Below are 26,363 nucleotides of genomic sequence, written 5' to 3' on the forward strand. Positions count from 1 at the left end.
GGAGAATTTATCAAATATATGCGAAGAATTTCCTTTGATAAATTTTTTTTGAGACGAGCAGAAGAAAATCTTAAGTAGGAGCGGTGATGTAAAGTTGTAATTAAGAATGGAATAGCGTTGTTTTTGTTGATAATACTATTATTGTTAAAAATGAAAAAAGAAAGGAGGTTTAATATGTATTTTTATAAAGAGGATTTAATTAATATGATTGTTCCTGACAAACCTGATCCCTCCGCCGCAAAGGTACTTCAAGAAACTTTAGGCGGTCGTTTTGGAGAAATGAGAACGATGATGCAATTCTTTTTTCAAAGTTCAAACTTTCGTGGTACTCAGAAAAAATATAGGGATTTGATTAGAGGAGTGTTTCTGGAAGAAATTAGTCATGTAGAGTTAGTTCAGACAACCATCAACCAATTATTAAATGGTTCTGGGGAAGAGGCTGTTGGTTCTGGTGGCCAAAAAGATGCACCTTTAGAAGAAGCAATAAAACACGCTAATCCTCACCATTATATAATGGGGGCACAAAGTTCACTTCCAGTTGATGCAGCCGGAAACCCTTGGAATGGGAACTATGTATATAGTCACGGTAACTTAATAAGTGATTTATTAGATAATGTGGTTTTAGAATCAACAGGAGTCCTTCAAAAAACTAGAATATATGAAATGAGTTCAAATAAGACTTTTAGAGAAACACTAGCTTTCTTAATTGTCCGTGATAATGCACATCAAAATGCATTTGCAAAAGCATTAGAATCATTAGGAGTAGAATGGGCTAAGATTTTTCCAGTACCAAATTATGATATAAACAAATATCCTGAATGTCGTAAGTATGTTGAGAAGGGTTTCCATAATGCTCAATTTAATTTCAGATTAGATAACACATTGATAGGGGAGATATTTAACGGAGAATCTCCTAGTAGAAATAGTGGCGAATTAAGTGTCACTCCTCCTCCTGATGGTTATCCAATCCCGGAACTCCCAGATATGCCGAACGAACATAGCCCTGGCTTATCGGATTTAAATTCATAATAGGGGTTTTATGTGCTCTTATTAGATTCGCTATGGGTTTACTTTACGTAAGTAAGCCTAGACTAATTATTCTGATTAGGAGGGCATTAAATTGCCATTAAACATTACTCAAAAACTAATTAAAAGTCACCTTCTATCAGGTGAAATGAGTGCCGGAGAAGAAATTGGCCTTAAAATTGATCAAACTCTTACACAAGATGCAACAGGTACAATGGTCATGCTAGAACTGGAAGCAATGGGATTGGAAAGGGCAAAAACGGAAGCCTCTGCACAGTATGTTGATCACAATCTTATCCAGGTGGACAACAAAAATCCAGATGACCATCTTTTTCTACAGAGCGCAACACGCAGATTTGGTATTTACTATAGTCGTCCTGGAAATGGTGTCAGCCACCCTGTACATATGCAGCGATTAGCCAAGCCGGGAAAAACATTGCTTGGCTCTGACAGCCATACTTGTGCAAATGGGTGTATGGGAATGCTCGCCATGGGTGCAGGTGGCATTGATGTAGCTATGGCTATTGCTGGGGAACCCTTTTATGTGAAAATGCCAAAGGTTTGGGGAGTTAAGTTAATAGGAAAACTTCCTGAATGGGTAAGTGCGAAAGATGTCATTTTGGAAATGCTTCGCAGACATGGTGTAAAAGGTGGAGTTGGCAAGGTGATTGAATACTATGGACCAGGTGTTCAAACACTTAGTGCTATGGATCGTCATGTTATAGCTAATATGGGGGCAGAACTAGGTGCCACTGGTACGGTTTTTCCTTCTGATGATGAAATAAAACGTTTTTTAATAGAACAAGGAAGGGAAGAGGATTGGATCGAACTCAAAGCGGATGACGAGGCAACTTATGATATAGATGAAGAATTAAATTTATCGGAGATTGTCCCCCTTATTGCAAAGCCATCCAGTCCCGGGAATGTCGTACCTGTTTCAGAGATTGCAGGTACTCCTATTTATCAATCTTATATTGGTTCATCTGCCAACCCTGGTTTTCGTGATTTTGCCATTGCAGCTGAAATCGTAAAAGGAAAACATGTAGCACAAGGGATATCTTTTGATATTAATCCAACGTCAAGGCAGATGTTGACTGACTTGGTGAAAGAGAGCCATATTGCTAGCCTGCTTCAAGCTGGGGCTCGATTGCACCAAGCGGGGTGTAATGGATGTATTGGAATGGGACAAGCACCTGCAACTGGAAGAAATAGTTTACGAACAACACCGCGTAATTTCCCAGGTCGTTCCGGGACAAGGGAAGATAGCGTGTACTTATGTAGCCCGGAAACGGCTGCAGCCTCCGCGCTAATGGGTGAAATTACGGATCCTAGAACGCTTGGAATGAAGTACCCTAAGGTGGAAGAACCAAGAAACCCAGTGATTGATCAACATCTATTAGATGAACCATTACCATATGAAGAAGCGAAGAAAGTCCAACTTCATAAAGGTCCTAATATAGCCTCCATTCCTAAAATGGATGAACTGCCTGATGAATTGGAGCTTCCAATTTTATTGAAAATGGGTGACAATATTTCAACCGATGAAATTCTTGCAGGTGGGGCAAGAGTGCTTCCATATCGAAGCAATTTACCTGAAATCAGTAAGTTTACATTTGAAATCATAGACCGATCCTATTACACGCGCGCAAAGGAAACAGGTGAGCATGCGATTATAGGTGGATCGAACTACGGTCAAGGTTCTAGCCGTGAACATGCTGCTTTGGCACCAAGATATTTAGGCTTACGAGTGGCGTTAGTAAAGGATTTTGCTCGGATTCATTGGCAGAATCTTGTTAACTTTGGAGTATTGCCAATTACATTCGTCCATGAAGAAGATTACAACCTTCTACAGCAAGGTGACGTGCTCCAATTAAAAGATATTAAAAATAAAATTAAATCAGGAAATGAGTTTGAAATTACATTGAAAGAAAAGAATAAGCAAATAGCAGTGAGACATTTACTTTCAGGGCGCCAGATTGAAATGATGCTGGCAGGTGGATTAATCAATTGGGTAAAAAACCGTCAAAAACAACAAAGTCATATATGATGTTTTGTGATTGTAGGAGGGATAATGATGATTGACAGAGAGATTACATGTAAGGCATGTGAAGGTACTGGAATGCTTTCTGATGATGAAGGATGGCAATATACCTGTAATGTTTGTCATGGGGTTGGCGAATTAAATTCAGATGGAAGCAGAAAACCTGCTAAAGTTATGTCTGTAGATGAAAATAACCGTTTGCTTGATTAAAATTGTGTCCTAATAACTAACAAAAAACGAGGGAAGCCTCGTTTTTTGTTAGATAATCGGGATAATTACGTCTTAATAACAACAAGAAATTTTATGAGTTCCATCAATAGCGTGTTATATTTTGGAGTATCTTCGTTATATTTTCCTTAAGTTTTCATATCTTTAATGGCTTTTGTAGGAAACACCATCTTACCAATGCAAATATAATGTTAAGGAATTGTCACTTTGGAACTGATTTAGAGAGACTCCTAGTAATAAGCGAATCATCCACTTGCTATCCAATTTATTCTCGCTACTTCACTTTAATGTTTTTTATGCTCAAAAGGCCGAACCAACTGAATTATTTCCATACTTCCCTTAAGTGCCATAAGTACAGTCATTATCTTCAGCCAGAAGATAACGTCCGGCTGATAAATGGTTGCAATATGCCATACCGGTATAACTTGAGTCATACTTAACAGCAGGACAATAAACAGACCTGCAAAATTCAGGACAATTCTTGTTAAAACTTTTATAGATATTTCAGATGGGCCAGTATCAGGGCTCCACGGTAGAAGGCATTGCTTTATTGTTCGAACGGTCGTATATAATAACCATGCGCTAAGAATGAATATTAAAACATTAACAAGCAAGTATCTCTGCGAAATGCTTAGTCCTGATTTTCCAATTGGTTGTTTATTCAGCAAGTTTATGACTCCGGAAGCGATGTGGGTAGTCGTGATAATATGTGTGTTGGGCCAATCGGCATCGATCGCGTCAAGCGCGTTAGCGAACACGATAACTCCCAGTTGTTGTTCCGGAACAATATAGGATTGGGTTTGGAAGCCTATCGAGCCACCCGGTTGGCTAATAACAGGTAAATCGTTAATTTGATCTGTCATCCAACCCATGGCGTACGTTCCCGGAACAGGTTCGGTCTGCATAAGACGAATGCCTTCCGAAGACAGCACGGAATGATCTTTAAATCGGCCGCCGTTCATTTGGGCTATTAAGTAATGACTCATGTCCTTCGCACTGGTATAAAGATAGCCCGCCGGAGCATCGCCTGGAATATAAACATATGGGCCATCGTAGGCAACGTTGAACCCGAATATCCGACGGTAGGGCGTAGCCAAACCATGTTCACTTGCTTCATCGAGCGTAACGAAACTGTTATGCATAGACAGAGGGATGAAAATATGTTCTTTCACATAGTCGCCATAAGACTGGCCGGATACTTGTTGCACAATATAGCCGAGCAATACATAATTTGCGTTCGAATACCTATAGGGATGTTCAATTTGCTTAGTGTCCTTTAAAAACTTTTTGGCATAAGTCATGGCGTTTTTCTCCAGAGCATCTTGATTCGGTGTATTGATACTTGAAAGCGAGTTGCTAAAAGTGGAGATTTGTGAGAACCCGCTTGTTTGGTTAAGTAATTGACGTATAGTAATGAACTCTGCACCCTTATACTTGGGAAAATAGCTCTTTATAGGCGCATCTAAGTCAATTTTTCCCTTTTCGGCAAGTTGCAGAACTGCCATTGCGGTAATCGACTTGCCTATTGAGCCTAATCCGAAAGGTGTTTCAGGTGTTACAGGACGACCCAAGGAATCGGCTTGACCATATCCCTTAAGGTAAAGAATGCGATCACCCTGTATAATCGCAAGAGCTAGCCCCGGAAGAAGTTGTCGTTTCATTTCATGAGCAATGTAGGTATCCACTTCCGAGAAGACTGCAGTTTCAAATCGCTTTTCTTGCATGCCTTCATCACTCCGGGCTGAGCCGAATAAGGGGAAGATGAACAGACAGCATAGGATTATTGCTATATTTCTTACACTCATTTTCTTTCCAACCTGTCACTAATTATTTTGCTGAAAAACTTTCCAAAGAATGTTCCTACCTAACTACCAAACTCATACCTACATAGTTATTTCTCTATTCAACTATCAGCCGATTGCCATCATCCATGTGTGGTACTCATCCTTAGAACCTGCAATTTAGCAATCCAGACTGATGCCACCTGGTAACACACTCCCCTCATCCTTTCTCCAGCTCTTATGTGTTCAATTAAACTTATTACTTAAAGATTTTCTAGAAGATGTGTAGTAATAATGAGTTTAGGAAATGGTTTAAGTTCAAACCACTTAGGATTTTCATAACTTGTTAGGTTGATCAGAAGAGAGAAGACAAATGATTCGCGTTAATGGAAACGATAATGATGTTCAAAGCGGCGAATACAAGTGCCGGTGCTATTTTGCTGAAAGAATCTCGAACTTTAAGATGTATGAGGATAGCGACCAGCATCGTGACGCCAAGCCATACCCCTGCCCAAGCGGTTGCCCCGTTATACCAGTAGCCAGCGCTAAGCGCGACAGCCCCGATTAATTGGATAATGCCTGTAACGACACGAAGCCTCTGGGAGAGCCCAAGATGAGCAAAGATATCGGCCCAGTACTTTGCTCCGATGACTTTGGCCGTGCCGGAAAAGAGATAGTAAGCCAAGAGTAAGCTCTGAATTATGATAGAAAATATGAACATTTTAATTCCTCCTCTTAAATAAAGATGTTATCAAGCTTGCTTTTCATTCAACATTACCAAGTTCAGCTTTTTTATACGTGCTGGATCGGAAATTACGTCAACCCTTACGATCTTTCCGTCCGCATAAGAAAAAGATAAGACGAGAAGCAATTTTCCCCCAGGTGAAACGACAACCCCAACTTCTCCATTGATTAGTGCTGGTCGTGCGGCTTTGGCGCGTCCCCACATCAGTTGTTCAGCCACGTCATGGGTACCATGGACTTCGTTCGGAGTGTTCTTGCGATCGCTTTGCAGCACTACTCCCGGGTCGAGCAATTTAAGTAATGCGTCGAGGTCACCGCTCCGTGCAGCAGCAAGGAAAGAATCTACCAATTTCTTTTGCATGAAGAGATCAGTCTGGGAAGTTATCTTTGCTCCTTGTATACGTCGTCGTGCACGGCTTGCCATCTGCCTCGCCGCAGCCTCGGAACGACCTACTATAGGAGCAATCTCCGAATATGGTACGGCGAAAATGTCATGTAGCACGAAAGCGACCCGCTCATATGGACTCAAGTTATCGAGCACCACTAGTAATGCCAAACCAATGGAATCAGCTAGTAATACCTCATACTCAGGATCCCCTTTTGCTTCACGATGTATGACCCTCTCGATTTCAGTAGTTTCAAGCGATTCTTCCCGTCGCATCTTTCGAGAACGTAGCATATCGAGACACACCCGTGAAACAACCGTCGTGAGCCAGCCACCAATATTTTCAATTTCGTCCATTTCAGAGCGGTTTAATCTAAACCATGATTCCTGGACGGCATCTTCCGCCTCGCTCCAGTTTCCGAGCATACGATAAGCTACCGACCGTAAATGGGTCCGATGGGCTTCGAATTGTTCTGTATGCCAGTTTGAGTTGATCATCGAGATACTCCTTTCTGATAAGCCTTCATTAGATTGACGTATGGAAACGTACCGATGTGACAGTTTGCAAAAAAAATTTCATTATACCTACTTATTAAATCAAATACTTTCTTAATCCATCGGCCATTCTGGCAAATTTTGGGCTGCTATTTCCTTTCATTAAAAATACTGCAATCGTTCAAAGTGCAATGCTCCTTTTTTAACAGCATTAAAGCCATTTTGCTAACTATGAGGTAAACGTCCAGTATATGTTATTACTAAAACTTAGTTATGGAGATTTACGGGGGTTTTCCTTAGTTCTCTTGTAGCATGATCCAATTCTTTGTTCGCTTTCATTAAAACCGGGACACGACAGGAGGACACCACGGTTGGTCAGCCATCCCGACGGTAGCGGACTAGAGTTAGGCCAGCTAGTACCATGCCGGTCAGACCTATTACTATCGCAACGATGGCCCCGGCACGCCCATTACCCGTGCCGAAACCACCAGTGGAGTTGACTAAATGCAGTCCAGCAAGGACAATACCGATCAGTCCCACGATCAAGGCAACAATGGCCCCGGCACGCCTGTTGCACGAGTTGAAACGATTGGCGAATCGGGTAAGAGACAACCCGCCGATGACCACGCTGATCAACCCGACTACCGCGGCGACGATAGTTTTGATGCGCCCCGGTGTTAACCCGTATTCAATATTACCGTCGGCCACTTCAGCAAAGGCAATAGTTGGTACTAGCAGAAATGTATAAAATATTAAGAATGAAACAAACTTCATTTTCATTTGTTTATTACTCCTTTTTTATTTTGCAAATCCACAGATATTAGAATGGTTGTTTTGCATTCTTATAGAAGGGATCAATGCAGCCTTTTCTTTGTTAATTTGCTATTTTGGCGTACACGTTTTAAATATTCGAACACAGGTCCGTGATGTGTCCATTTCGGCTAATTTAAAGGTTCTTTGCTGTCTATAATTATTGCCTTGGAATAAAAATAAATATAACAAGGATACCGGACATTCCGTATAGAACCATAACAACCAATCGAAACCAATGAAATCTAATCGCATAATCATGCGTAACCAGATTCAGCGATATCCCAGACGTGATAAGAAATAGAAAGAGTAATAGATAATAGGATAGATTAGGGTAGCATCTTATCCTCTCCATCCATTTTGAGATTGTGATCAAGCTTCAATTCAGACGCCTTGCTCCTTAGATTCTTGCTTTTTTGCTTTAAGGATCGCATCTGTCTTCCGTGAGAGGGATACAGTTCCAAAAAACAACATCAGAGCTAGTACCGGATGAAGAGCAGATATATATCTAATCCCAGACGGTAATTTGGCGATGACCGCCATTAAAATGATGATACCGATTAACGCCGCACTACGTAGACGTAGTGAATGCGGTAGTCGAGCGATGAAAGATATCACGAATATCAGGATTGAAACAATGATTAGTAATTTGGCAAAGCCTGTATGGCTGACCCATTGGCTCGAATCCCAAAACAGTGCGAGACCGGCAAGAAACACCTGGATCAAAATGCAAATTGCAAATATCCTTACCATTGCTTTAAAAACGATACGTGCTCCAATCACGAGCCGTGAAAGCTTGTTTTTTTCCTCTGAGCGATCCCCAACTTCAGGTTCACTGCCGTTTACTGAGAAGTTACTCATCTTAATTCCTCGCTTTCGTAAAAATAAGATTAGTCAGATTTCCATATGAGATCGTCCATTTGCCTGCACTACTTCAGAATCTTGGTTGTTAATTAGCCTCTGAAACTCCTTAAGTCGTTTTGCATTACAAAACGATCTCTCCGTTACACAATCAGTTTAAACAATAAATGTCGAGAACTTATGCAAATCTTCTTCTTTTTCTGTGAATTCATTCAAGAACATGTTAAATTACGTTATAATTTTCGGTAAGTGTTGTAATCCCGCACTGGGAGTAGACTAAACTTGTAAGAGGTGATTGGAATGGAACCAAAATTGTTGCTTGTGGAGGACGAACCGGGCATGCTTGAGGAAATGTACACCTATCTGCATCGTGAAGGGTTTAATGTTTTGACTGCCTGTACTGGCAAGGAAGCCCTTACGATTGCCCAGTCTGAAAGGCCTGATCTCGTCGTGCTTGATTGGATGCTCCCCGAGAAAAGTGGCATTGACGTATGCCGGGAATTACGGCAAACCTCGCATTGCGGTATTATTATGGTCACTGCCCGATCGGATGAATCGGATAAAATCGTTGGTCTGGAAATCGGTGCGGACGATTATTTGACGAAGCCGTTCAGCTTACGCGAGCTCGCTTCGCGCATCCGAGCTTTATTACGCCGCATATACGGACCTGAAGACAGGACGATGTTTTTGCAAAGAGATAACCTGACCATTTCCGAGGCGAAATGTCAGGTATTCAAGGATGGCCAAGAGGTCCAACTGACACCGACTGAATTCAAAATTTTATACACGTTAGCTTCGCGTCCCGGAATGGTTTTCAGCCGACTTCAACTAATAAAAGCCGCTCTTGAGGACGAATATATGGGATATGAAAGAACGATGGATTCCCATATTCGGAATCTTCGCCGCAAGCTGGGAGACGATCCGGTTAACCCTCGTTATATTCAGACGGTATACGGTTTCGGTTACCGATTTGGTGAACAATCATGACGTTGACGGTACGCAAAAAAATATTTATCTCCATGGGACTGCTCGTACTTATTATCGGTGGCGCTCATGCTGTAACCAAACAGGCTTACATGGATTCTTTGTTCGATCAATTTCGTAAGGAAGAAATCGATGCATCTTATTTAAATGCACTGCCCAGGGAACAAATCGAAATCTTGAAGACTTACGTTTCAAGTAAGATGAAGAATTTTTTGCTTGGAAATTGGGTGTTTTTCATAGCAACCGGGTTGTTGTTTAGTTTATGGATTTCGGGGTTGCTAACGATCCCTCTTAGAAAGCTCGTTACCGCTATCGAACGCGTTGCACAGGGGGATCTGGAAGTTAACGTTCCTGTCCAATCAAAAGACGAATACGGTAAAGTAATCCAGACATTCAACGATATGACGCTTCGCCTAAGGGAAGCGGAAGAAGCTCGCAGGCGGCTAGTAGCTGATGTCGCACATGAGCTCCGAACTCCACTTTCAATTATGTAGCTGAAATTAGAAAATGCTCAACAGACAGGTCAATACGTCCCTCCAGAAATGCTGCTTAGACTCCATGACGAAGTGATACGCTTAGGACTGCTTGTGGAAGATCTTCATGTCTTGTCGTTGGCGGAAGCGGGCCGGTTGGCATTGGACTGCAAACCGCTCGATTTGTCGGCAAGACTTGAACAAATCGTTGATGATGTAAAAATGGAGGCTGAGGAAAATGAGCTAGAATTGTGCTTCTTTGTGATCAAGCAGCCGGTAACTGTGATGGCCGATGCGAGACGGATTACGCAAGTGTTTATCAATTTGTTGACTAATGCAATCCGTTACACTCCTGCAGGAGGAAAGATTTCGGTTGTAATGGAAGACAAGGTCAAGGATCAAAATACAGTCTATACATGTGTCTCAGTGAAAGACACCGGCATCGGTATTCCCGCCGAAGAACTGGACCACCTATTCGATCGTTTTTATCGCGTGGAAAAGGCCCGTTCGCGGCATACAGGCGGAACGGGACTAGGATTATCGATCGCTCATCATTTTGTTAGAGCCCACGGTGGTTTTATTCGTGTAGTGAGTGAACATGATCACGGTACGACATTTACAGTTTATTTGCCTTTGGGTAATGATACTTAACAAAGGCTCTTTTCTAAGGGATTTTTACTTTTAATATTATTGAAAACGATGAGTGTAGTTGGAGCGGAAGGTACGGAGAATGTTCAGCCCCAAAACAACAACCCTTACAAAAAGAGCCTATTTTTTTATAATAGAAAAAAGGTGACCAGTCAGTTAATTTATGATATATAGAAGAGGGAATTTTCTTTTAATTCAATATCAAAAGGGGGATACGGATGAACGGAAGAAAAATCAATGTAGATGGAGTAGAGATACAAGTTTATGAAACTGGTAATAAGAAAGATGAGGCTATTCTTTTTTTACACCCGCAAGGAAGTTCATCGCAAATTTGGATGAAATCAGTCCCATTATTTGAAAAAGATTATTACATCATATTAATGGATCTGAGGGGGCATGGTGAATCGGACAAAAGTACATACGGTTATGACATTCAAACCCAATGTTACGATATCAAGTTTGTGTTGGAGAGTTTAGATATTGAAAAGGCACATTTAATTGGAAATTCATTAGGTGGAGATATTGCGACCGCTTTTGCAGCTATTTATTCGGAATATGTCCTTTCCCTCACAAATATAGACTCTGGCATGATCAATTATATAGGTCCTGAGGGAGAAAGGGACTTAACTATAGAAGAAATATTAGAGGAATTTACAAATAGACAAATAAATAGCTTCACTTCTAAATCGGAACTTTTAGAATATGTGGAAGGTGTTTTCCCAAAATCAATTTGGGATCATTATTTCGAAGAATGGTTTAAGTTTGTTTCTATCTATGAAGTCGAAGAAGGACGTATATCCTACCAAATTCCGACTTCCATTAACGTGCAGATTATGGAAATGGTATGTAAGCTAAATTACAAAGAGCTATACGAAGATATAACCTGTCCAATTCTATTTTTGCCTGCCGAAAAGGAAGACAATTTAGCGATAAAATTAAAATATATTGATGTTGCTAAAAAACATACCAAAGCTATGTGTTGCATTATTCCAGAGTCTAAACATTTGATGGCTCTTGATAAGTATATGGAAATCGGTCGTGAAATATTGCAATTTTATTCAGAAATAAGAGAGTAGCCTAGTGAATTTTCTAAAAAGTTTGCATTTACAAAACCGACCGTTTGGTTTATATTAGAGATAACTTTCAAATCCGCTTACTTAAACAACTTTATTTCACTTTTACCTGATATGGATGGAAACCGAAATTTGATGGAGGGATGGATAATTATGACGAAGAACGTGCAAACCTTTTTACAAGAGTTTAATGATCAAATGCAATTATTGATGCGAGATGTAACAGAAGCAAGTTGGATGGCGCAAACTACCGGTGACCCTGAGTGGGCAGATAAGCTAAGTGAAGCAGAAACTAAATTGAATTTATTATTTTCTCGTAAAGATATTTACGAAGAAATAAAGCACTATTTAGAAAATGAAAATGTAACTGAAATCGAGAAACGCCAACTACTTCTTTTCCTAAATGGGATGAAAGAAAGCCTATTACCGGAAGAAGTTCTTTCGGACTTGTCTAAGCGTTCTTCTGACTTAAATCTTTTGTTCAATACCTTTACACCGGAAGTAGATGGAAAAAAATATTCTGCAAACGAAATTAGAGATGTCTTAATTAACAGTACTGATCAAGAACTTCGTCAAAAGGTCTGGTATGCAAGTAAAGAGGTTGGAAAGGTTGTCGAAAAGGATCTTCTTGAACTTGTTAAAAAGCGAAATGAGGCTGCTAGATTACTGGGATACGATAATCATTACCAAATGAGTTTTGCTCTTCAGGAATTAAATCAACAAGAAGTCTTCTCTATGTTTAGGGATTTAATCAGTCAATCCGATAATGCTTATCGATCCATGAAAAAAGAGTTAGATGAAAGATTAGCAATGAAATTTGGAATCCAGACTTCTGATATTCGACCATGGCATTATGTAGACCCATTCTTTCAAGAAGCTCCGACTTCAGAGAAAACAAACTTGGATCCCTTCTTTACTGGGAAAGATATCCTACAGATTACAACGGATACATTCAAAGCAATGGGAATCGAAGTTTCAGATCTGTATGAAAAGAGTGATTTATTTCCACGAGATAAGAAAAACCCAACTGCTTTCTGTTTAGATATGGATCGTGAAGGGGATGTTAGAGTTCTATGTAATCTTGAGGAAGATTCCTATTGGATGGAAACCAATTTACATGAATTTGGTCATGCTGCGTATTTTAAATACGTTGATTCCGAGCTTCCGTTTATCCTACGAACCAGCAGTCATACCTTAACAACAGAAGCCATTGCTATGTTGTTTGGTAAAATGGGGAAAGATCCAAGATGGTTACGTCAATTTCTAAAAATGGATGAAGAGATGCTTCAAGAGCTTACACCTGAACTAGCAAAATTGCAACAGCTTTCTATGTTAATTGCTGCCAGATGGATCATTACCTTTGTCTTTTTTGAAAAGGAATTATATGAGAATCCTGATCAAGATTTAAATTCTTTATGGTGGAATATTGTGAGAGAGGTTCAATTAGTAACCCCTCCTGACCGGACTGACCAACCTGACTGGGCTGCAAAGATCCATTTTACATTAGCACCGGTTTATTACCAAAATTACTTACTTGGCGAACTAATGGCTGCCCAATTAATACGTTATATAGAAAATTTCATCTCACCTGAAATTTTCACAAAGGCAACTGGGGATATGCTTTTAAATCAATATTTTAAACCAGGGGCCCTATATAATTGGAACGAAAAGATTCACAGAATTACTGGTGAAAAGTTAAATCCTACTCATTTTTGTAAACTGTATTGCCAGACAGATATTAAAGTTAAACAAAAATAAGAAGAATAATTTAGGATACTTTAATGGTTTTGAACTAGTCTATGCTAATAACGGTTGACGGGGGATGTAATGATGAAAAATATTGAAATTAAGCCAATTACACAAAAAAACATAAGGGAATGCGCAAAATTAGAAGTTTCAGAGGATCAAAAACAATTTGTCGCCAGAAATTTGGCTACGATTGCGTGGGCTTATGTCGATCCACAATTTACTCCATACGCTATTTGTGATGGGGAAACGGTAGTAGGTGTTGCGGCAGTTGAATATATCCCGGATAATGAGGACTATGATCGACATTGGGTCCCAAGATTTATGATAGGGGAGCAATTCCAGGGAAAAGGATATGGAAAGCAAGGAATGTTAAAAGTTATTGAAATGATTACTAAACAACATTCAAGTTGTCAAAGAGTTCGACTTTCCGTTGTCCCGGAAAATCAAGGGGCCATTAACTTCTATAAAAATATCGGTTTTATGGAAACGGATGAAACACTGGAAGATGAAAATGTGATGGATTTCTTTATTAAAAATGACATTGTCAACGTTTAAAAAAAGTAAGGGTTCAAAACATTATGGAGGGATATAGTTGGCTCCAATCGTATCAGAAAATCACAAAGAAAAGAAAAAGAAAGAAATATTAGAAAGTGCTCTTGCATGTTTTGCGAAAAAAGGATTTCAGGCAGCTACTATGAATGATATCGTTGAACATTCCGGAAAAAGCAAAGGAGCAATTTATCATTATTTCAGCAGTAAGGATGAAATTTACTTAGAATTAATGGAAGAAAGTACAGAACATACTTATGAGTACTTAAAAAAGTCGATATTAAATTATAAAACAGCTTTAGAAAAAATCAATTTCTTGTTTGACTTGTACTTTAAAAGTGAGAAAGAAGTTATAGAGGATAGGGACAGAATCCTTGTTCATTATGATTTTAAATCTTATTCCTCTCGACATGCAGATTTAAATGACAAGTTGAATCAACGAAGACAAAAATACTTTGTACAATTTCTTGCAGACATAATTAAAGTGGGACAAAATTCAGGGGAATTTAAAGATAATCTAATTCCTGAACTAATGTCGGATCTATTTTGGACAATGATTGATGGGGTTATTTCTCAAATTGTAAATAAAGATGATTTTCCGCATAATGATATCTTGAATGAAATGAAGGTAATGTTTATTAATCGAATTAAGGTGTAGTTGATAGGTGAGCTAAAGGGCTTGCCTTTTTGTTTAATTTTCAGCATTTTATATTGTAAGAAAGACAATGCTTTGTTAAAATAAAAATAACCGTCTGGTCGGTTTTTATTTAATCTATAAGTCTTATTATTCATTATAAAATCTAAAAATTAATAAAGGAGCTATGAAATGAAAAGTATGCTAAGAAAACTAACAAAAGAGGACATGCCTTTATATGTTGATATTGTTATAAATGCTTATCCTGGAGTAATGGAAAATACTTTAGAAGCTAAAAATGGATTAATAAATAAGTTGACAGAAATACAGGAAAAGGATGATTCCATTAACTTCTATGGTCTATTTAGAGATAATACCCTATTAGGTGGGATGAGGATACATTATTATAGGATGAATTTCTATTCATCCTTTATAGAAGTAGGTGGTCTGGGATTAGTTGCAGTTGATCTATTGCATAAAAAAGAGAAGGTAGCAAAGGAACTAGTTGAATTCTATATACAGCATATAAAACAACGCGGTTCCTCCCTAGCTTTACTTTACCCTTTTCGGCCACAATTTTATAAAAAAATGGGTTTTGGATACGGAACAAAAATGAATGAATATATAATAAAGCCACATAGCTTTCCGGCTGGTACTGATAAAAAAGGTCTATTTTTTGCCGATTTGTCTCATAAAAGACTAATTAAGGATTGTTATGAAAGAAAAGTAAGATCTCAACACGGTATGATTTCTAAAACCGAGAGTGAATTAGATTTAATGTTTAGAAACCCTAATCATAGGCTAATTGGATTTATGCATAACAAAAAGGTTGAAGGATATTTATTGTTCACAGTAAAAAGAGACCCTTCCAACTTTTTGAAAAATGATTTAGTTGTGAAAGAGCTTGTTTATGAAAATCCATTGGCACTATCTAAACTAAGCTCCTTTATAAACAGTCAAGCTGATCAATTTAATAATGTCATATTACAAACACAGGATAATTACCTGGAGTATTTTGTTTGTGATCCAACAAATGGAACTGGTAATCTTATTCCAAGTGTTTATCACGAAACCAATAAATCAGGAACAGGCTTAATGTATAGAATAATAGATATTGAAAATGTTATAAAACATTACTTTATGAATAACACTCAAAAATTAAGCATCACAGTTAAAATAAATATCGTTGATACCTTCCTAATGGAGCAGAATCGCTCCATTATCTTGACTCTGAATGAAGGTGAATTAGTAACATGCGTTGATAATGAAAGAATAGATGTAGAAATAGAATTAGATATTTCCGATTTTTCATCTTTATTGGTAGGAGCTTGTCAATTTAAAAAGCTTTACGAATTCGGGAAGTTAAAAATCAGTAACATTGAATATATGGATACTTTAGAATCGTTGTTTTTCCAACAGGGGGCCCCTATTTGTATAACAGCTTTTTAAATTACTGAGTCAGAATGATCCAATGGAGAAGATGAAGTTAGATTTTTGAATCGATTGTTAGAATAAATAAATAAATAAATAAATAAAACCTACTATTTTTGGAGGAAGAAAATGAAACAGATAAAATACTTGGAAGGTAATCGTATTTATTTAAGAAGGGTTGAAAATGAGGATATAGATCATTATTTAGCGGCTGTTTCGAATCCTACTATAAGAAAGTTAACAGGAACAACAGACTTTTTGACAAGACAAACCTTTGAAAATGTTTTTAACAAATGGAGTACAGATGATAGTAGAATGGATCTTATGATTTGTTTACAAGAAAATGATCAAGTTATTGGCGACTTAGCGATCTTAGATATTGAGCATCAAGGAAGAAAGGGAAGCTTCCGAATTGCTATTACCGATGAAGAATACACTAGTAAAGGTTATGGTACGGAAGCTTTACGATTAATTATTGAATACATGTTTAATACATTAAATTTAAGAAGAATCAGTATTAATGTATATGCCTATAACCAAAGAGCTATAGCTACATATGAGAAATTAGGATTCAAAATGGAGGGAACGTTGAGAGAGGACCTTTATTTTGATGGGAAATATTATGATAATTACCTGATGGGACTAATGAAAAATGAATATGTGAAATAACATTCAGCAAAGGATTGTTATATAATAATTTTTACATGATATTACGAGAATAAGAATAAAACAAGACTGCCAATTTGTTGGCAGTCTTAATTAAACATTAAGTATAAAATCTCAATCTATTTAACCTAATAACAAGTGTAGACAATATATTTTATTAGTGATTCGTTTCATATTTCAACGGTCATAAACATCAGTGAATTATAGCTTATGTTCTCAATGTGTCCCAAAAAATTTTTGTGTAATATCAATGAATACCTCCGGCTTTTCTACAACTGTCCAATGTCCACATTGTTCAATGACTACCAACTCTGCATGAGGAATATGATCTAAAAGTAGGTTTTGAATTAAACCAGGATGAAGAATATCATGACTACCCTGTGCAACTAAAATAGGAATATCTTTTAATTTGGTAACATGGTTAGATAGATTATAATTTGCTTGGATATCTTTTCCCATTTCAGCATTCACAGTGGAATTTGATTGTGTTTTTGATTTGCGTTTCAGTGTTTCCTCTGAATATACATAATACTTATCAATGATTTTAAATATTTCTACTAAGGCGGATTCATCATTTTCTAGTATTTGTGCCCAATAACTAAGTTGAGCCTTATCCTTTTCTGTCAATTTTTTGTCTAATTCCTTTGCGAATATGTTAAATCCTTCGGCCGTTATTCCGATTGCTGCAGTTAATAGAATTTTATTTACTCTGTCTGGATAGGTCGCAGCATAAAGTAGAGCTAGCATAGATCCCCATGATTCGCCTACCAAATTGATTTTTTCCAATTGTAATTCTACACGTAGCATTTCTAAAGCCTTAACTTCCTCTTGTATGGTGTATTGGTTATTTTCAGAAGGCTTAGATTTGCCACAGCCCCTTTGATCATAAAAGACCAATTTGAATTGTTTCGCGAGGGGCAGTAGATGGGGAAGAAAGAAGCGATGCTCACCGCCCGGTCCCCCGTGCAAGAAAATAATCGGCTCACCTTCACCAATAATGGATACATGTAATCCATGAAAATAATAGGTACTAAAATAATCTTTTTCATTGTTTATCATTGACATGATTATTCCCCCAAACCCATTTCACATTCATAATAAAAACCGACTGTACAGTTTGTATTTTATAGGAATGTCCTTTAATTTGTCAATTATTTTTTCTGAAAATTCCTTGTTTTATATTATGGTACTGGGAAGGCAAGCTTTAAATTGTTATTCTAAATTTAAGGAATATGATAACGAAAGGTTATCAATTGAATATGACGTCAAAATATTGGAGAGAGAGCAAATGACTACTAACTTTAAGAAACTGTCAAATCCTGATTCAAGACTTATAGAAGTATGGAATCGATGGGAAAATGATTCGAATTTAATTCCGTTGATTCGGCCAAACAAAAACAAAGCAGCATTGGAACACCGTGAAAATGTCACCTTGGATGGAATATCGAAACGATTGGAGAACGAACATATTTTCCTTATATATTTAGATGATCAATTAATTGGGAAAATGAGCTATATGGTCGATCCTGGCCATCTTTACAAGAAGGAGCATGGAACCGCTTGGATAGCCATTACAATTGGGGAATCCATAGGACGTGGAAAAGGTGTTGGATACGAAGCCATTCAATATTTGGAGGAACAGATAAAAAAGGAGGGAATTAATCGTATTGAATTAGGTGTATTTGAATTTAATCATCATGCACAAAAGCTTTATCAGAAGATTGGATATAAGGAAATCGGTCGTATTGAAAATTTTACATTTTGGCAAGGAAAAATGTGGGCAGATATAAGGATGGAAAAGTATTTGTGAAATGGTCCTTAGAAAAACATAGAAGTTTCGCTAAGGTGGACACCAGATCCCTTATGTGTGACAAAATAAGTGAATTCTTAATATTAGCGGACTTACGTTCCACTATTCTATGAAATAGCAACGATTTCCTTTGGTTTTTTCGTGAATAACGGAACAGGGGTCCGCAATACCTTTAATTTAGGGACATTTAATTACAACAGCAGATTCACTGTCCGAGAAAAATATTTCAAATAAGTTGATCTTTCTTATTTTTTAATAATAACAGGGTGATAGTAGATAATACACATAGAAAGTACACTCATGAGAACATGAATGTACTCCTAAATTAAGCCTTTAAGTCAATGGTGTTACCTAAATTCGGATGTGGTGCTTCAAGCATTTTAATCATTTGAACACTGTTTTGTTGGGCTGTATCCATTGCTTTTTTTGTTAAGGCAATTTCAACACTTTGACCTAATGATGCTTGACTCAATCCGATTGATAAGGCTGCAATATCCATATTCTCACCTCAATTATTATATCGGATAAGCGTTTGAATTTTATAGGTTGAATGTATAGAAGTAATATAATGTAACTCCAATTTCCCCAGCAAAATACTACTTCTATATTTGAGAAACAATTTGTATTCTCAAGCACAATGCATCATTATCTCTACTCTATTAAAATAGACCATTCCTGCTTGATAGGAAAACTGAAAAAATATCAAGTATTACTATTTTTTTATCAGAACAGTATAATCAGGGATGGGAGATGAGATAAATGAATAAAAAAGACATCGCAAATATCCGGAATCAATTTAAATTAAACAGTCGATATATGAAAATCCGAGAAATATTCAACGTATATGTAAAGAAAGAGTCAGGCGAGATTTATCATCAAGTTAGCCAACCGTTTGAAATGTTAGAGCAGGAAGCGCAAGAATTGTTTTTAACCAACTTTAAGAAGGTATTGACAGGAGGTCTTGACGCAAAGCTGTTTGAATTGAAATTTCGACGTGATGTAGATCAGAGTACACAGATGATACTATTCAATGGATTACATGCAGAATTAACGGAAGATTGGAAAGAACACATGTTGCATATCGTTTCAAAAATGTTTGCACATGCAAAATATGAATTTGATACGGTAGTAACTTTTATCCGCGGAGAATATCAAAAGGCAACAAGAAAAAGGGATTTGGAATCCGAAGAAGGCGGAGATGATGAGGTATACTCTAGCCAGTTTGTCCTTTGCAGTCTTAATAAAACGGATCAGCCGAAAAAAGCCTTACTGTTTGATTATATTGAGAAAGAATTTAAATCCAATAATGCTGTGGACCCTATTATAAATTTAGCAGCTCCATTAACCGGTTTTCTGTTTCCGGCCTTTAATGATAATGCAGCAGATGTGAATCATATTCTTTATAATGGCGGGAAAGCAAATCAACCAAGTGAAACTTTTATAGTGGATGTACTCCAATGTGAAGAGATCATTACAGCAGTAGAAGAAAAGGACAGCTTTGAACAAATTGTAAAAATGGTAGTCGGCGACGAAGTGGATTCCAAGGTCATTTCGAATGTATATGAGGAAATTGATAAGATTGTTCAGGAGAATGCAGAAAATGAAGAAAGTGAAACTCCAAAGTTGGATTCTAAGGATATCGAACGGATCTTAGAGGCAAGCGGAGTTGAAAATGTAAACTCAGACAAAGTGGAACATGCCTTCAAAAGTGTTGTCTATGATGAAAAACATGAAATCAAAGCAAGCAGTGTCATTCCGAAAACGATTAAAATCGAAACAAAGATTGCCAATGTAACCATTAGCCCGAAAGAACTCAAAAATATAAAGTATATTACTTTTAATGGAAAGAGATGCTTATTATTAGAGGTAGATGAAGAAGTGGTAGTCGAAGGGTTTCGATTAGAGACGGAATCGCTATAGATGGATTATAAACACCCGAAAATGTTGAACGCCAATATTTTTGGGTGTTTTTAAATATATCCAGTAACTCTTTTCATAAAGGATGTTGGAAAGTTACATCTGTAAAAGATAAAAGGAACAATGAACCAAGGGATTTGCCCCTTGGTTCATCTATTTTTTACAGGTAAAGAGAGATGGACACTTTTTAGCTAAAATGATATGCCTGAATTAATCCGAGTTATGATTGAAAAAAGAAGAGAAATGCCTGAATTATTTTAAAAAGTGCCTGAATGATCCAATTTACTAAGTGTTCATTATCCCTTAAATTATGATAATTTATTAAATATAAATGTTTTTACTGGGTTTACGATTTCTTTACTGTTTTGCTATCCATTAGAGGGGAGCGAAGTATATAAAAATGGAATTAAAAGAAACACTTGCAAAAAAGATCCTTACCGAAGCCAAAGGATATTTAGATGTAGGCTTTACACATTCATTGAATCCCTACAGTGGTTGTGCATTTTCATGTAAGTACTGTTATGTAAGAGAAATGCCGATTCAGAGATTTAAAGAAATCCCTTGGGGAGAATGGTTGGACATAAAAACAAATGCTGCGGAAAATTACCGGATGGAAATAAAAAAGCTTCGTGAAAAGAATAAGACGGTAAATATATTTATGTCCTCTGCAACAGATCCTTACCAACCAATAGAACGTAAGGCAGCCATAACACGTGGAATATTAGAAGAAATGATCAATAATCCTCCTGATTTTCTTCAATTACAAACAAGAAGTCCCCTCATCACAAGGGATATTGATTTATTACTAGAATTAAAAGATAAATGTGAAGTTTTGGTTTCCATGACAGTTGAAACAGATAGAGAAGATATGAAGCAATTATTTGCTCCATATGCACCAGGGATTAAAATCCGGCTAAAAGCCTTAAAAGAAATTCATGATGCTGGTATATCAACACAGGCATCGATATCCCCGGTTTTGCCATTTACTCCTGAATTCCCGAAAGTATTAAAAGGCATCGTAAACCATATTTGGATCGATACCTTAAGTATTGGAGATGGCCAGAATGGGAAACGTTCGGAGAGATTAGGGATGCCAAAACTATTTGCAGAACATGGTTTATCGGATTGGTATCGGAAAGATATTCATGTAGCAGTGGAAAAATATTTTCAAAAACATTTTCCAAGTGAGATGATTAGAGTTTCTAAACAAGAAGCTTTTCCCAATTGAGTAAGATCTAGTGTTCTAACTCCATTTATCTTGGTGGAGAGGGAAAGGGGAAAAAATAAAGGGGGAATAAATAGTGATGAAAAAAATAGATGAGTATCAAATATATGAAAACCACTATGAGCAAATTTTTCAGCAAGTAAGGAACGATCCTTATGCCCAATCGTTAGGCATTCAGTTAACAAAATTTGAGGCGGGATATGCAGAAGCTATCTTAGAAGTACAAGAATATATGGTAAATACATTTGGAACTGTTCATGGAGCAGTAATTTATGCTTTAGCTGATCATGTATTTTCGGTAGCCTGTAATGCATATGGAAAGACTTCTGTTGGACTCTCGACAACTATTCAGTTTATCGAAGCAGCTAAACCAGGTGACAAAATAATAGCCCGTGCAACAGAATTGAAACGAAATTTTCGCACAGGATTTTATCGAATCGACATTTATCATGGGGGAAATATGATAGCAACAATGGACGCAGTTTCTTATCGAAAGGATCAATACTTTATTGAACTTGATGATTAAGTTTAAGGGTACTTACCTTCATTGAAAGGGTTAATTTTGATTTTCATCAAAATCACCAATAATGATCTAATCATACTTCACTTCAGAAAGTGCCAGTTGTGCGAATCAAGAAAAGGAGCTTCTAATATTATTATTGAATTCTTTTACCATGAACAGGGGGAAAAAAGTGAAAATAGAAGAACTCAATCAACAGTCATTAGGAAAGGCACTTATCCAAGCATCCATGACTGCACTTCATCAAAAAAAGCAAACACTTCAAGAAACAATGGTAAGTTTAAATTCTTATCCTGAAAATGAGTTGGAATGGAATTTTATAAAAGATTTATGTACATTGACTTCTGAGGAAATAGCTGAAAAATGGTATGGTGCCAATAGAGAGGATATTGGGTTTTATTTTAAAGAATAATCTGATTGAACTCGTAGATCAACAAAAATAATTGTTAATATAAACAGCATATCTTTAAGGAGCAAGGCTTCTTTTTTTGAACATAAATTTGTGACAGGGGTGTTAGTTCCTTTAACATCCTTTTTTGTATTTAATTGGTATTTTCCTTTTATTATTCAAAAATAAATAAAAATGATATATTGTTCTTTAGACCGTGATTAATCAAAGAAGGTTTAGTAAAACCATTTTGTCGTTTTACTTTACTATGATGAAAATATAAAAATGAAATTCTAGAAATGGGAGATTAATAATGATTCAAGCTATTTTTTTTGACATTGATGGTACTATCATTTCAAGCACGAAAAAGATATGTCCTGATTCTACTAAGTTAGCATTGGAAAAACTCCGTGAAAAGGGTATATACCTTTTTATCGCAACTGGAAGACACGTGTTAGAAATTGAGAAAGAGCATTTGTTGGAAGGTCTTGATCATTATTTTGATGGGTATATTACGTTAAATGGACAGTATTGTTTTAACAAAAGAGAAGTAATCTACCAAAACGAAATTAACAAGGAAGATGTAAAAAATATTATCCATCAAATTGAATCCAATCCTTATCCATGTATGTTTGTAGAAAAGGATAGGATGTATATTAATATGATCAACCAGGAAGTAATAGAGGCACAAAATGCGATTCATTCATCCTTACCTACTGTTACGGACATTCAACGTGCTCTGGAAAATTCAATTTATCAAATAATTCCTTATGTTGATAGCGAAAAAGCGAAAACTTATCCTCTTAGTGTCCTTAAACATTCAAAGGCAACACGTTGGAACGACTATGCAATTGATATTATTCCTGAAACGGGAAGTAAAATGGAAGGAATAAAAAGAGTTTTGGACTATTATCAAATTCCCCTGGAGCATACAATGGCATTTGGAGATGGGGAAAACGATATAGAAATGCTGGAATTTGTGAGTCTTGGAGTTGCCATGGGCAACGCGGAGGAGATGGTGAAAAAAGCTGCGGACTACATCACAGATGATGTAGATAATGATGGAATACTACATGCGTTAGAACATTATAACTTGATTTAGTCTGAACGGGTTAGTGTAATAGTGCCAAGAGATCGTTTTCATCGTAAAGTAGTATCGGCCTTGAAAAAAATTACTCATTCTTAAGGTGATAGTTTTTATTTATTATTATTTTATCATGCCTCCTTTACGGTAATGGAATTTTCTATAGAGTAAGAGTGTAAAAAACTCTTATCTCTATTTTTTTTGTATAAAAAGTATCAACTTGAGGTTATTACTCTGCTGTGCAGGAGTATTAAAGAGAGAAACGAACTCTATTAAATAAGATTTTACTTTCTGATGAAAAGGAGTATTGTGATGGAAGTTAGTATACGGGCTGTACAGATAAAGGATGCTGAGGTAATTCATCGCATTTGTACACAGGAAGCAGTTCTAGAGTATATGGTTTTTCTCCCCAGCATGAGACTGGAGGCTATGGAAAATAGAATACGTAGCTTGAACCATAACCAATATGAATATGTTGCGGAACTTGATGGAAACGTCGTTGGATTTGTTGGGTTAACTCAGGGACAAGGCAGAAGGTCTCATTCAGGGGATATATTTATTGGTGTCGACAGTCAATATCATAAAAAAGGCATTGGGAAGGCATTACTAACTAAAATACTAGATCTAGCAGATAATTGGCTAATGCTTGAAAGGGTAGAACTTGGAGTTTTAGTAACAAATCCTGGAGCACAGGCACTGTATGAAAAGTTTGGGTTTTCAGTCGAAGGAAAAAAGAAAGGCAGTTTAAAAGCTCACGGTACATTTGTCGATGAGATAATAATGAGTCGAATAAGTCCTAACGGTCTTCTGTCTAATTCTGATTATAATGGAACTGTAAGAATAGAATAGCTCGATAGGTATATTATTTACAAACGATTCTAATGATGAAGTTGATTTGGTTATTCAAAAAATTGTTCATATTGCTGAAAATTATTAAACTAATAGATTGATGGCTGTTTAGTCATAGATTAATTGTATTTTTGTAGAGACCGCAGGTTAGTAAAGAATTTATTATTAAAATGATAATCCATTTAACTCATTTATAAAAAAAGAGGAAATTCTCTCTCCAAGTGAAATATCTTGAAGAAAGAAACTCCTCTTCTACTAATTAATTACAGATAAATTTATAATAACAATCATGACTTGTTATTTTGTTATTTGTTTCTTTATCCTTCCTGCAAGAGGTACTACAATGATACCTGCAAGCACGACCTGCATAACATTTCCTGGGATAGAGCCGAATGGCTGTATCCAGTTACCATATAGGATCACTTCTGTAAAATAGTAGCCAACAATTTTTATTATAAGCGCAATTGCAACGGCAAGCGTGTTAACAAGATATCTATTTCCGGGAACTTTTTCGGATATTAGTCCAACTACGAAGCCCATTGTACCAACGATGATAAATGTAAATGGTGACCATATTGCCCAGCCTGAAATGATATCGAAGAGACCCATTCCGAAGGCACCGGCGATTGCTCCTGTTTTTTTACCATAAACTAAGGCAGCTATAAAAAGAGGCACGTTCCCCAAATGGATTAGCCCTCCGTTACCCATTATAGGTAGCCTTATGTCGATGAACATTGTGGCAACTAAGGTTAATGCTATGAAAAGTGCATTGATAACTATAGTTTTTGTTTTAGTTGGTAGTGCTGTTGATTTCATATGATGACCTCTTCTTTTTTTAAAAATAATATCATATTATCGGAAACTGATAAATAGATCGCATAGAACCATAGATATAAACAAGATCTACAGTATAAGCTCTTGTGTTTTTAGGATTTGATTTCTTTATAAATTTAAGATGTACAGGGATTATAAAATAAAAATAATATTTGTGATATATTTATATCGTTATGGTAGGATGTGAAACGAGCAAAGTGGTATCGGGAGGATAAATAATTTGAAAGTAATTGATTTTACTGATTTGGAAAAGAAGCTTAAAAGTGTCAAAATTGAGGGCTTTATTATAAATAAGGGGAATGAACGGCTTTTTGAATACCTTAAGAATAAGAAAATTAAAGAAAAGCCAACTAAGATTTACTCCGTTACTAAGAGTATTGTATCTTTATTAATCGGGATATCGGTGGATAAAGGTTTAATTCAAGATATTCATCAGCCAATTCATTGCTTTTTCCCAGAATTAAAAAATTCCAATGAAACATCGAAACGTGAAATTACTATATTTCATTTGCTTACTATGACGTCAGGCTTCCAAGCGACTTCATTTCAAGGAGCAAAAAATTGGGTTAAGGTTATTCTGGAACAACCGATATTACATAAACCTGGTTCAACCTTTCAATATAATTCAGGGGATTCTCATTTACTGAGTGCTATTATTCATAAAGTTTCTGGAGAGCCAGCAGCAACATTTGCAGAAAAATATTTATTTGGACCATTGGGTATAAAGAAATATTTGTGGGTGAAGGACCCCCAAGGAATTTATGGTGGTGGATTTAGTATCTCACTTAGTATAGAAGATATGATGAAGGTTGGACAGATGCTTTTAAATGATGGGAAATTTTCTTCCAAACAAATAATTTCATCGAAATGGTTGGAGCAGTCACAGCGACCGTATAAACAAGTTGAAATATCTGAGTTTGGTACATATGGGTATGGCTTTCAACTATGGACATATGAAAGTAATGATTCAAAAAATTACACTGATTATTATTATGCTAATGGATTGTTTGGACAATATATTTTTATTGTTCCAAAGCTAGAAATAGTAGCCGTCGTAAAAAGTCAACTTCAGAATAATGACCAATCATTACCTAAGCAATTTTTCCAAAAGTTTTTAAGAAGCCTGTAATAGTCTACTGATTTAAAATTGAAGCGAGG

General features: G+C 36.7%; 28 protein-coding genes. 20 read left to right on the forward strand and 8 right to left on the reverse strand.

The genetic code is table 11. The features are described 5' to 3' along the window. Nucleotides 1-174 precede the first annotated feature (174 nt). The 3 genes from KHA87_RS02615 (at nucleotide 175) to KHA87_RS02625 (ending at nucleotide 3,277) form a co-directional block, all read left to right on the forward strand. Nucleotides 175-1,029 carry a manganese catalase family protein gene (locus tag KHA87_RS02615; protein ID WP_213092553.1) on the forward strand — a complete coding sequence of 285 codons (855 nt, stop codon included), beginning with the start codon at nucleotides 175-177 and terminating at the stop codon, nucleotides 1,027-1,029. Between the two features lie 91 nt (nucleotides 1,030-1,120). Beyond that, a complete protein-coding gene (locus KHA87_RS02620; RefSeq protein WP_213092554.1) occupies nucleotides 1,121-3,073 on the forward strand; it encodes an aconitate hydratase in 1,953 nt (650 codons plus the stop codon). 27 nt (nucleotides 3,074-3,100) lie between these two features. Continuing rightward, nucleotides 3,101-3,277 carry a hypothetical protein gene (locus KHA87_RS02625; RefSeq protein WP_213092555.1) on the forward strand — a complete coding sequence of 59 codons (177 nt, stop codon included), beginning with the start codon at nucleotides 3,101-3,103 and terminating at the stop codon, nucleotides 3,275-3,277. A 302-nt stretch (nucleotides 3,278-3,579) separates the two neighbouring features. Here KHA87_RS02625 and KHA87_RS02630 read toward each other — a convergent pair whose 3' ends face one another. The 5 genes from KHA87_RS02630 to KHA87_RS02650 all read right to left on the reverse strand — a co-directional run bounded on the left by KHA87_RS02630 (nucleotide 3,580) and on the right by KHA87_RS02650 (nucleotide 8,371). Continuing rightward, complete coding sequence (locus KHA87_RS02630) at nucleotides 3,580-5,019, reverse strand: serine hydrolase domain-containing protein (RefSeq protein WP_213092556.1); 1,440 nt, start codon at nucleotides 5,017-5,019, stop codon at nucleotides 3,580-3,582. A gap of 412 nt (nucleotides 5,020-5,431) precedes the next feature. Beyond that, nucleotides 5,432-5,797, reverse strand: a complete 366-nt coding sequence (locus KHA87_RS02635; protein ID WP_213092557.1) for a DoxX family protein — start codon at nucleotides 5,795-5,797, stop codon at nucleotides 5,432-5,434. A 30-nt stretch (nucleotides 5,798-5,827) separates the two neighbouring features. Then, nucleotides 5,828-6,703, reverse strand: a complete 876-nt coding sequence (locus KHA87_RS02640; protein ID WP_213092558.1) for a sigma-70 family RNA polymerase sigma factor — start codon at nucleotides 6,701-6,703, stop codon at nucleotides 5,828-5,830. A 372-nt stretch (nucleotides 6,704-7,075) separates the two neighbouring features. Beyond that, entirely contained in the window at nucleotides 7,076-7,480 is a 405-nt protein-coding gene (locus KHA87_RS02645; RefSeq protein WP_213092559.1) for a DUF6223 family protein, read from the reverse strand. Between the two features lie 414 nt (nucleotides 7,481-7,894). After that, nucleotides 7,895-8,371 carry a DUF6220 domain-containing protein gene (locus KHA87_RS02650; RefSeq protein ID WP_213092560.1) on the reverse strand — a complete coding sequence of 159 codons (477 nt, stop codon included), beginning with the start codon at nucleotides 8,369-8,371 and terminating at the stop codon, nucleotides 7,895-7,897. A gap of 300 nt (nucleotides 8,372-8,671) precedes the next feature. Here KHA87_RS02650 and KHA87_RS02655 point away from each other — a divergent pair, with 300 nt between their 5' ends. From KHA87_RS02655 to KHA87_RS02690, 9 genes are all read left to right on the forward strand, one after another. After that, nucleotides 8,672-9,358: a response regulator transcription factor gene (locus KHA87_RS02655; RefSeq protein ID WP_213092561.1), complete on the forward strand. Its 687-nt coding sequence runs from the start codon at nucleotides 8,672-8,674 to the stop codon at nucleotides 9,356-9,358. Then, nucleotides 9,355-9,849, forward strand: a complete 495-nt coding sequence (locus tag KHA87_RS22110; RefSeq protein ID WP_249310072.1) for a HAMP domain-containing protein — start codon at nucleotides 9,355-9,357, stop codon at nucleotides 9,847-9,849. Before KHA87_RS02655 ends, KHA87_RS22110 begins: the two co-directional genes overlap by 4 nt. Nucleotides 9,850-9,942: 93 nt before the next feature. Beyond that, complete coding sequence (locus KHA87_RS22115) at nucleotides 9,943-10,479, forward strand: sensor histidine kinase (RefSeq protein WP_349305549.1); 537 nt, start codon at nucleotides 9,943-9,945, stop codon at nucleotides 10,477-10,479. Between the two features lie 215 nt (nucleotides 10,480-10,694). Beyond that, complete coding sequence (locus KHA87_RS02665; protein ID WP_213092562.1) at nucleotides 10,695-11,552, forward strand: alpha/beta hydrolase; 858 nt, start codon at nucleotides 10,695-10,697, stop codon at nucleotides 11,550-11,552. A 150-nt stretch (nucleotides 11,553-11,702) separates the two neighbouring features. Then, nucleotides 11,703-13,307, forward strand: coding sequence for a M2 family metallopeptidase (locus tag KHA87_RS02670; RefSeq protein WP_213092563.1), 1,605 nt, complete (start codon nucleotides 11,703-11,705; stop codon nucleotides 13,305-13,307). Between the two features lie 69 nt (nucleotides 13,308-13,376). Beyond that, nucleotides 13,377-13,853: a GNAT family N-acetyltransferase gene (locus KHA87_RS02675; protein ID WP_213092564.1), complete on the forward strand. Its 477-nt coding sequence runs from the start codon at nucleotides 13,377-13,379 to the stop codon at nucleotides 13,851-13,853. A 37-nt stretch (nucleotides 13,854-13,890) separates the two neighbouring features. Continuing rightward, on the forward strand, nucleotides 13,891-14,505 hold the full coding sequence (locus tag KHA87_RS02680; protein WP_213092565.1) for a TetR/AcrR family transcriptional regulator: 615 nt from the start codon (nucleotides 13,891-13,893) through the stop codon (nucleotides 14,503-14,505). Between the two features lie 168 nt (nucleotides 14,506-14,673). Further along, a complete protein-coding gene (locus KHA87_RS02685; RefSeq protein ID WP_213092566.1) occupies nucleotides 14,674-15,930 on the forward strand; it encodes a GNAT family N-acetyltransferase in 1,257 nt (418 codons plus the stop codon). Nucleotides 15,931-16,041: 111 nt separating this feature from the next. Then, nucleotides 16,042-16,581 (forward strand): GNAT family N-acetyltransferase, encoded by a 540-nt coding sequence (locus KHA87_RS02690; RefSeq protein WP_213092567.1) that lies wholly within the window; start codon nucleotides 16,042-16,044, stop codon nucleotides 16,579-16,581. A 213-nt stretch (nucleotides 16,582-16,794) separates the two neighbouring features. Here the strand turns inward: KHA87_RS02690 and KHA87_RS02695 are convergent, their stop codons facing one another. Further along, nucleotides 16,795-17,643 (reverse strand): alpha/beta fold hydrolase, encoded by an 849-nt coding sequence (locus tag KHA87_RS02695; protein ID WP_249310074.1) that lies wholly within the window; start codon nucleotides 17,641-17,643, stop codon nucleotides 16,795-16,797. Nucleotides 17,644-17,866: 223 nt separating this feature from the next. On the opposite strand from KHA87_RS02695, the gene KHA87_RS02700 reads away from it, so the two are divergent. Continuing rightward, the gene (locus KHA87_RS02700) at nucleotides 17,867-18,388 is read left to right on the forward strand and encodes a GNAT family N-acetyltransferase (RefSeq protein WP_213092568.1); all 522 of its coding nucleotides are present in this window, start codon (nucleotides 17,867-17,869) and stop codon (nucleotides 18,386-18,388) included. Between the two features lie 325 nt (nucleotides 18,389-18,713). On the opposite strand, the gene KHA87_RS02705 is transcribed toward KHA87_RS02700, so the two are convergent. Further along, on the reverse strand, nucleotides 18,714-18,887 hold the full coding sequence (locus KHA87_RS02705; RefSeq protein WP_213092569.1) for a YjfB family protein: 174 nt from the start codon (nucleotides 18,885-18,887) through the stop codon (nucleotides 18,714-18,716). Between the two features lie 260 nt (nucleotides 18,888-19,147). Here KHA87_RS02705 and KHA87_RS02710 point away from each other — a divergent pair, with 260 nt between their 5' ends. From KHA87_RS02710 to KHA87_RS02735, 6 genes are all read left to right on the forward strand, one after another. After that, nucleotides 19,148-20,308, forward strand: coding sequence for a DUF4317 domain-containing protein (locus KHA87_RS02710; RefSeq protein WP_213092570.1), 1,161 nt, complete (start codon nucleotides 19,148-19,150; stop codon nucleotides 20,306-20,308). Between the two features lie 397 nt (nucleotides 20,309-20,705). Then, nucleotides 20,706-21,533, forward strand: a complete 828-nt coding sequence (locus tag KHA87_RS02715; protein ID WP_213092571.1) for an SPL family radical SAM protein — start codon at nucleotides 20,706-20,708, stop codon at nucleotides 21,531-21,533. 76 nt (nucleotides 21,534-21,609) lie between these two features. Continuing rightward, nucleotides 21,610-22,056 carry a PaaI family thioesterase gene (locus KHA87_RS02720; protein ID WP_249310289.1) on the forward strand — a complete coding sequence of 149 codons (447 nt, stop codon included), beginning with the start codon at nucleotides 21,610-21,612 and terminating at the stop codon, nucleotides 22,054-22,056. A gap of 166 nt (nucleotides 22,057-22,222) precedes the next feature. Beyond that, the gene (locus KHA87_RS02725) at nucleotides 22,223-22,462 is read left to right on the forward strand and encodes a hypothetical protein (protein WP_213092573.1); all 240 of its coding nucleotides are present in this window, start codon (nucleotides 22,223-22,225) and stop codon (nucleotides 22,460-22,462) included. 289 nt (nucleotides 22,463-22,751) lie between these two features. Next, nucleotides 22,752-23,540 carry a Cof-type HAD-IIB family hydrolase gene (locus tag KHA87_RS02730; protein WP_213092574.1) on the forward strand — a complete coding sequence of 263 codons (789 nt, stop codon included), beginning with the start codon at nucleotides 22,752-22,754 and terminating at the stop codon, nucleotides 23,538-23,540. Between the two features lie 294 nt (nucleotides 23,541-23,834). Continuing rightward, entirely contained in the window at nucleotides 23,835-24,371 is a 537-nt protein-coding gene (locus tag KHA87_RS02735) for a GNAT family N-acetyltransferase (protein WP_213092575.1), read from the forward strand. A gap of 297 nt (nucleotides 24,372-24,668) precedes the next feature. Here the strand turns inward: KHA87_RS02735 and KHA87_RS02740 are convergent, their stop codons facing one another. After that, complete coding sequence (locus tag KHA87_RS02740; protein ID WP_213092576.1) at nucleotides 24,669-25,187, reverse strand: ECF transporter S component; 519 nt, start codon at nucleotides 25,185-25,187, stop codon at nucleotides 24,669-24,671. Nucleotides 25,188-25,425: 238 nt separating this feature from the next. Between KHA87_RS02740 and KHA87_RS02745 the strand changes: the two genes are divergently transcribed. Beyond that, the gene (locus KHA87_RS02745) at nucleotides 25,426-26,334 is read left to right on the forward strand and encodes a serine hydrolase domain-containing protein (RefSeq protein WP_213092577.1); all 909 of its coding nucleotides are present in this window, start codon (nucleotides 25,426-25,428) and stop codon (nucleotides 26,332-26,334) included. Nucleotides 26,335-26,363: the final 29 nt, after the last annotated feature.

The sequence above is a fragment of the Bacillus sp. FJAT-49736 genome (genome assembly GCF_018343615.1).
GTDB lineage: Bacteria > Bacillota > Bacilli > Bacillales > Bacillaceae_C > Margalitia.

Bases quoted from the DNA above. Each gene is read 5' to 3' on its own strand.
- KHA87_RS02720 (WP_249310289.1), top strand. From the start codon at position 21,610: ATGAAAAAAATAGATGAGTATCAAATATATGAAAACCACTATGAGCAA.
- KHA87_RS02640 (WP_213092558.1), bottom strand. From the start codon at position 6,703: ATGATCAACTCAAACTGGCATACAGAACAATTCGAAGCCCATCGGACC.
- KHA87_RS02675 (WP_213092564.1), top strand. From the start codon at position 13,377: ATGATGAAAAATATTGAAATTAAGCCAATTACACAAAAAAACATAAGG.
- KHA87_RS02650 (WP_213092560.1), bottom strand. From the start codon at position 8,371: ATGAGTAACTTCTCAGTAAACGGCAGTGAACCTGAAGTTGGGGATCGC.
- KHA87_RS02645 (WP_213092559.1), bottom strand. From the start codon at position 7,480: ATGAAAATGAAGTTTGTTTCATTCTTAATATTTTATACATTTCTGCTA.
- KHA87_RS02715 (WP_213092571.1), top strand. From the start codon at position 20,706: ATGGAATTAAAAGAAACACTTGCAAAAAAGATCCTTACCGAAGCCAAA.
- KHA87_RS02705 (WP_213092569.1), bottom strand. From the start codon at position 18,887: ATGGATATTGCAGCCTTATCAATCGGATTGAGTCAAGCATCATTAGGT.
- KHA87_RS02615 (WP_213092553.1), top strand. From the start codon at position 175: ATGTATTTTTATAAAGAGGATTTAATTAATATGATTGTTCCTGACAAA.
- KHA87_RS02695 (WP_249310074.1), bottom strand. From the start codon at position 17,643: ATGTCAATGATAAACAATGAAAAAGATTATTTTAGTACCTATTATTTT.
- KHA87_RS02655 (WP_213092561.1), top strand. From the start codon at position 8,672: ATGGAACCAAAATTGTTGCTTGTGGAGGACGAACCGGGCATGCTTGAG.
- KHA87_RS02710 (WP_213092570.1), top strand. From the start codon at position 19,148: ATGAATAAAAAAGACATCGCAAATATCCGGAATCAATTTAAATTAAAC.
- KHA87_RS02740 (WP_213092576.1), bottom strand. From the start codon at position 25,187: ATGAAATCAACAGCACTACCAACTAAAACAAAAACTATAGTTATCAAT.
- KHA87_RS02630 (WP_213092556.1), bottom strand. From the start codon at position 5,019: ATGCAAGAAAAGCGATTTGAAACTGCAGTCTTCTCGGAAGTGGATACC.
- KHA87_RS02700 (WP_213092568.1), top strand. From the start codon at position 17,867: ATGACTACTAACTTTAAGAAACTGTCAAATCCTGATTCAAGACTTATA.
- KHA87_RS02665 (WP_213092562.1), top strand. From the start codon at position 10,695: ATGAACGGAAGAAAAATCAATGTAGATGGAGTAGAGATACAAGTTTAT.
- KHA87_RS02730 (WP_213092574.1), top strand. From the start codon at position 22,752: ATGATTCAAGCTATTTTTTTTGACATTGATGGTACTATCATTTCAAGC.
- KHA87_RS02625 (WP_213092555.1), top strand. From the start codon at position 3,101: ATGATTGACAGAGAGATTACATGTAAGGCATGTGAAGGTACTGGAATG.
- KHA87_RS02670 (WP_213092563.1), top strand. From the start codon at position 11,703: ATGACGAAGAACGTGCAAACCTTTTTACAAGAGTTTAATGATCAAATG.
- KHA87_RS02690 (WP_213092567.1), top strand. From the start codon at position 16,042: ATGAAACAGATAAAATACTTGGAAGGTAATCGTATTTATTTAAGAAGG.
- KHA87_RS02735 (WP_213092575.1), top strand. From the start codon at position 23,835: ATGGAAGTTAGTATACGGGCTGTACAGATAAAGGATGCTGAGGTAATT.
- KHA87_RS02635 (WP_213092557.1), bottom strand. From the start codon at position 5,797: ATGTTCATATTTTCTATCATAATTCAGAGCTTACTCTTGGCTTACTAT.
- KHA87_RS22110 (WP_249310072.1), top strand. From the start codon at position 9,355: ATGACGTTGACGGTACGCAAAAAAATATTTATCTCCATGGGACTGCTC.
- KHA87_RS02685 (WP_213092566.1), top strand. From the start codon at position 14,674: ATGAAAAGTATGCTAAGAAAACTAACAAAAGAGGACATGCCTTTATAT.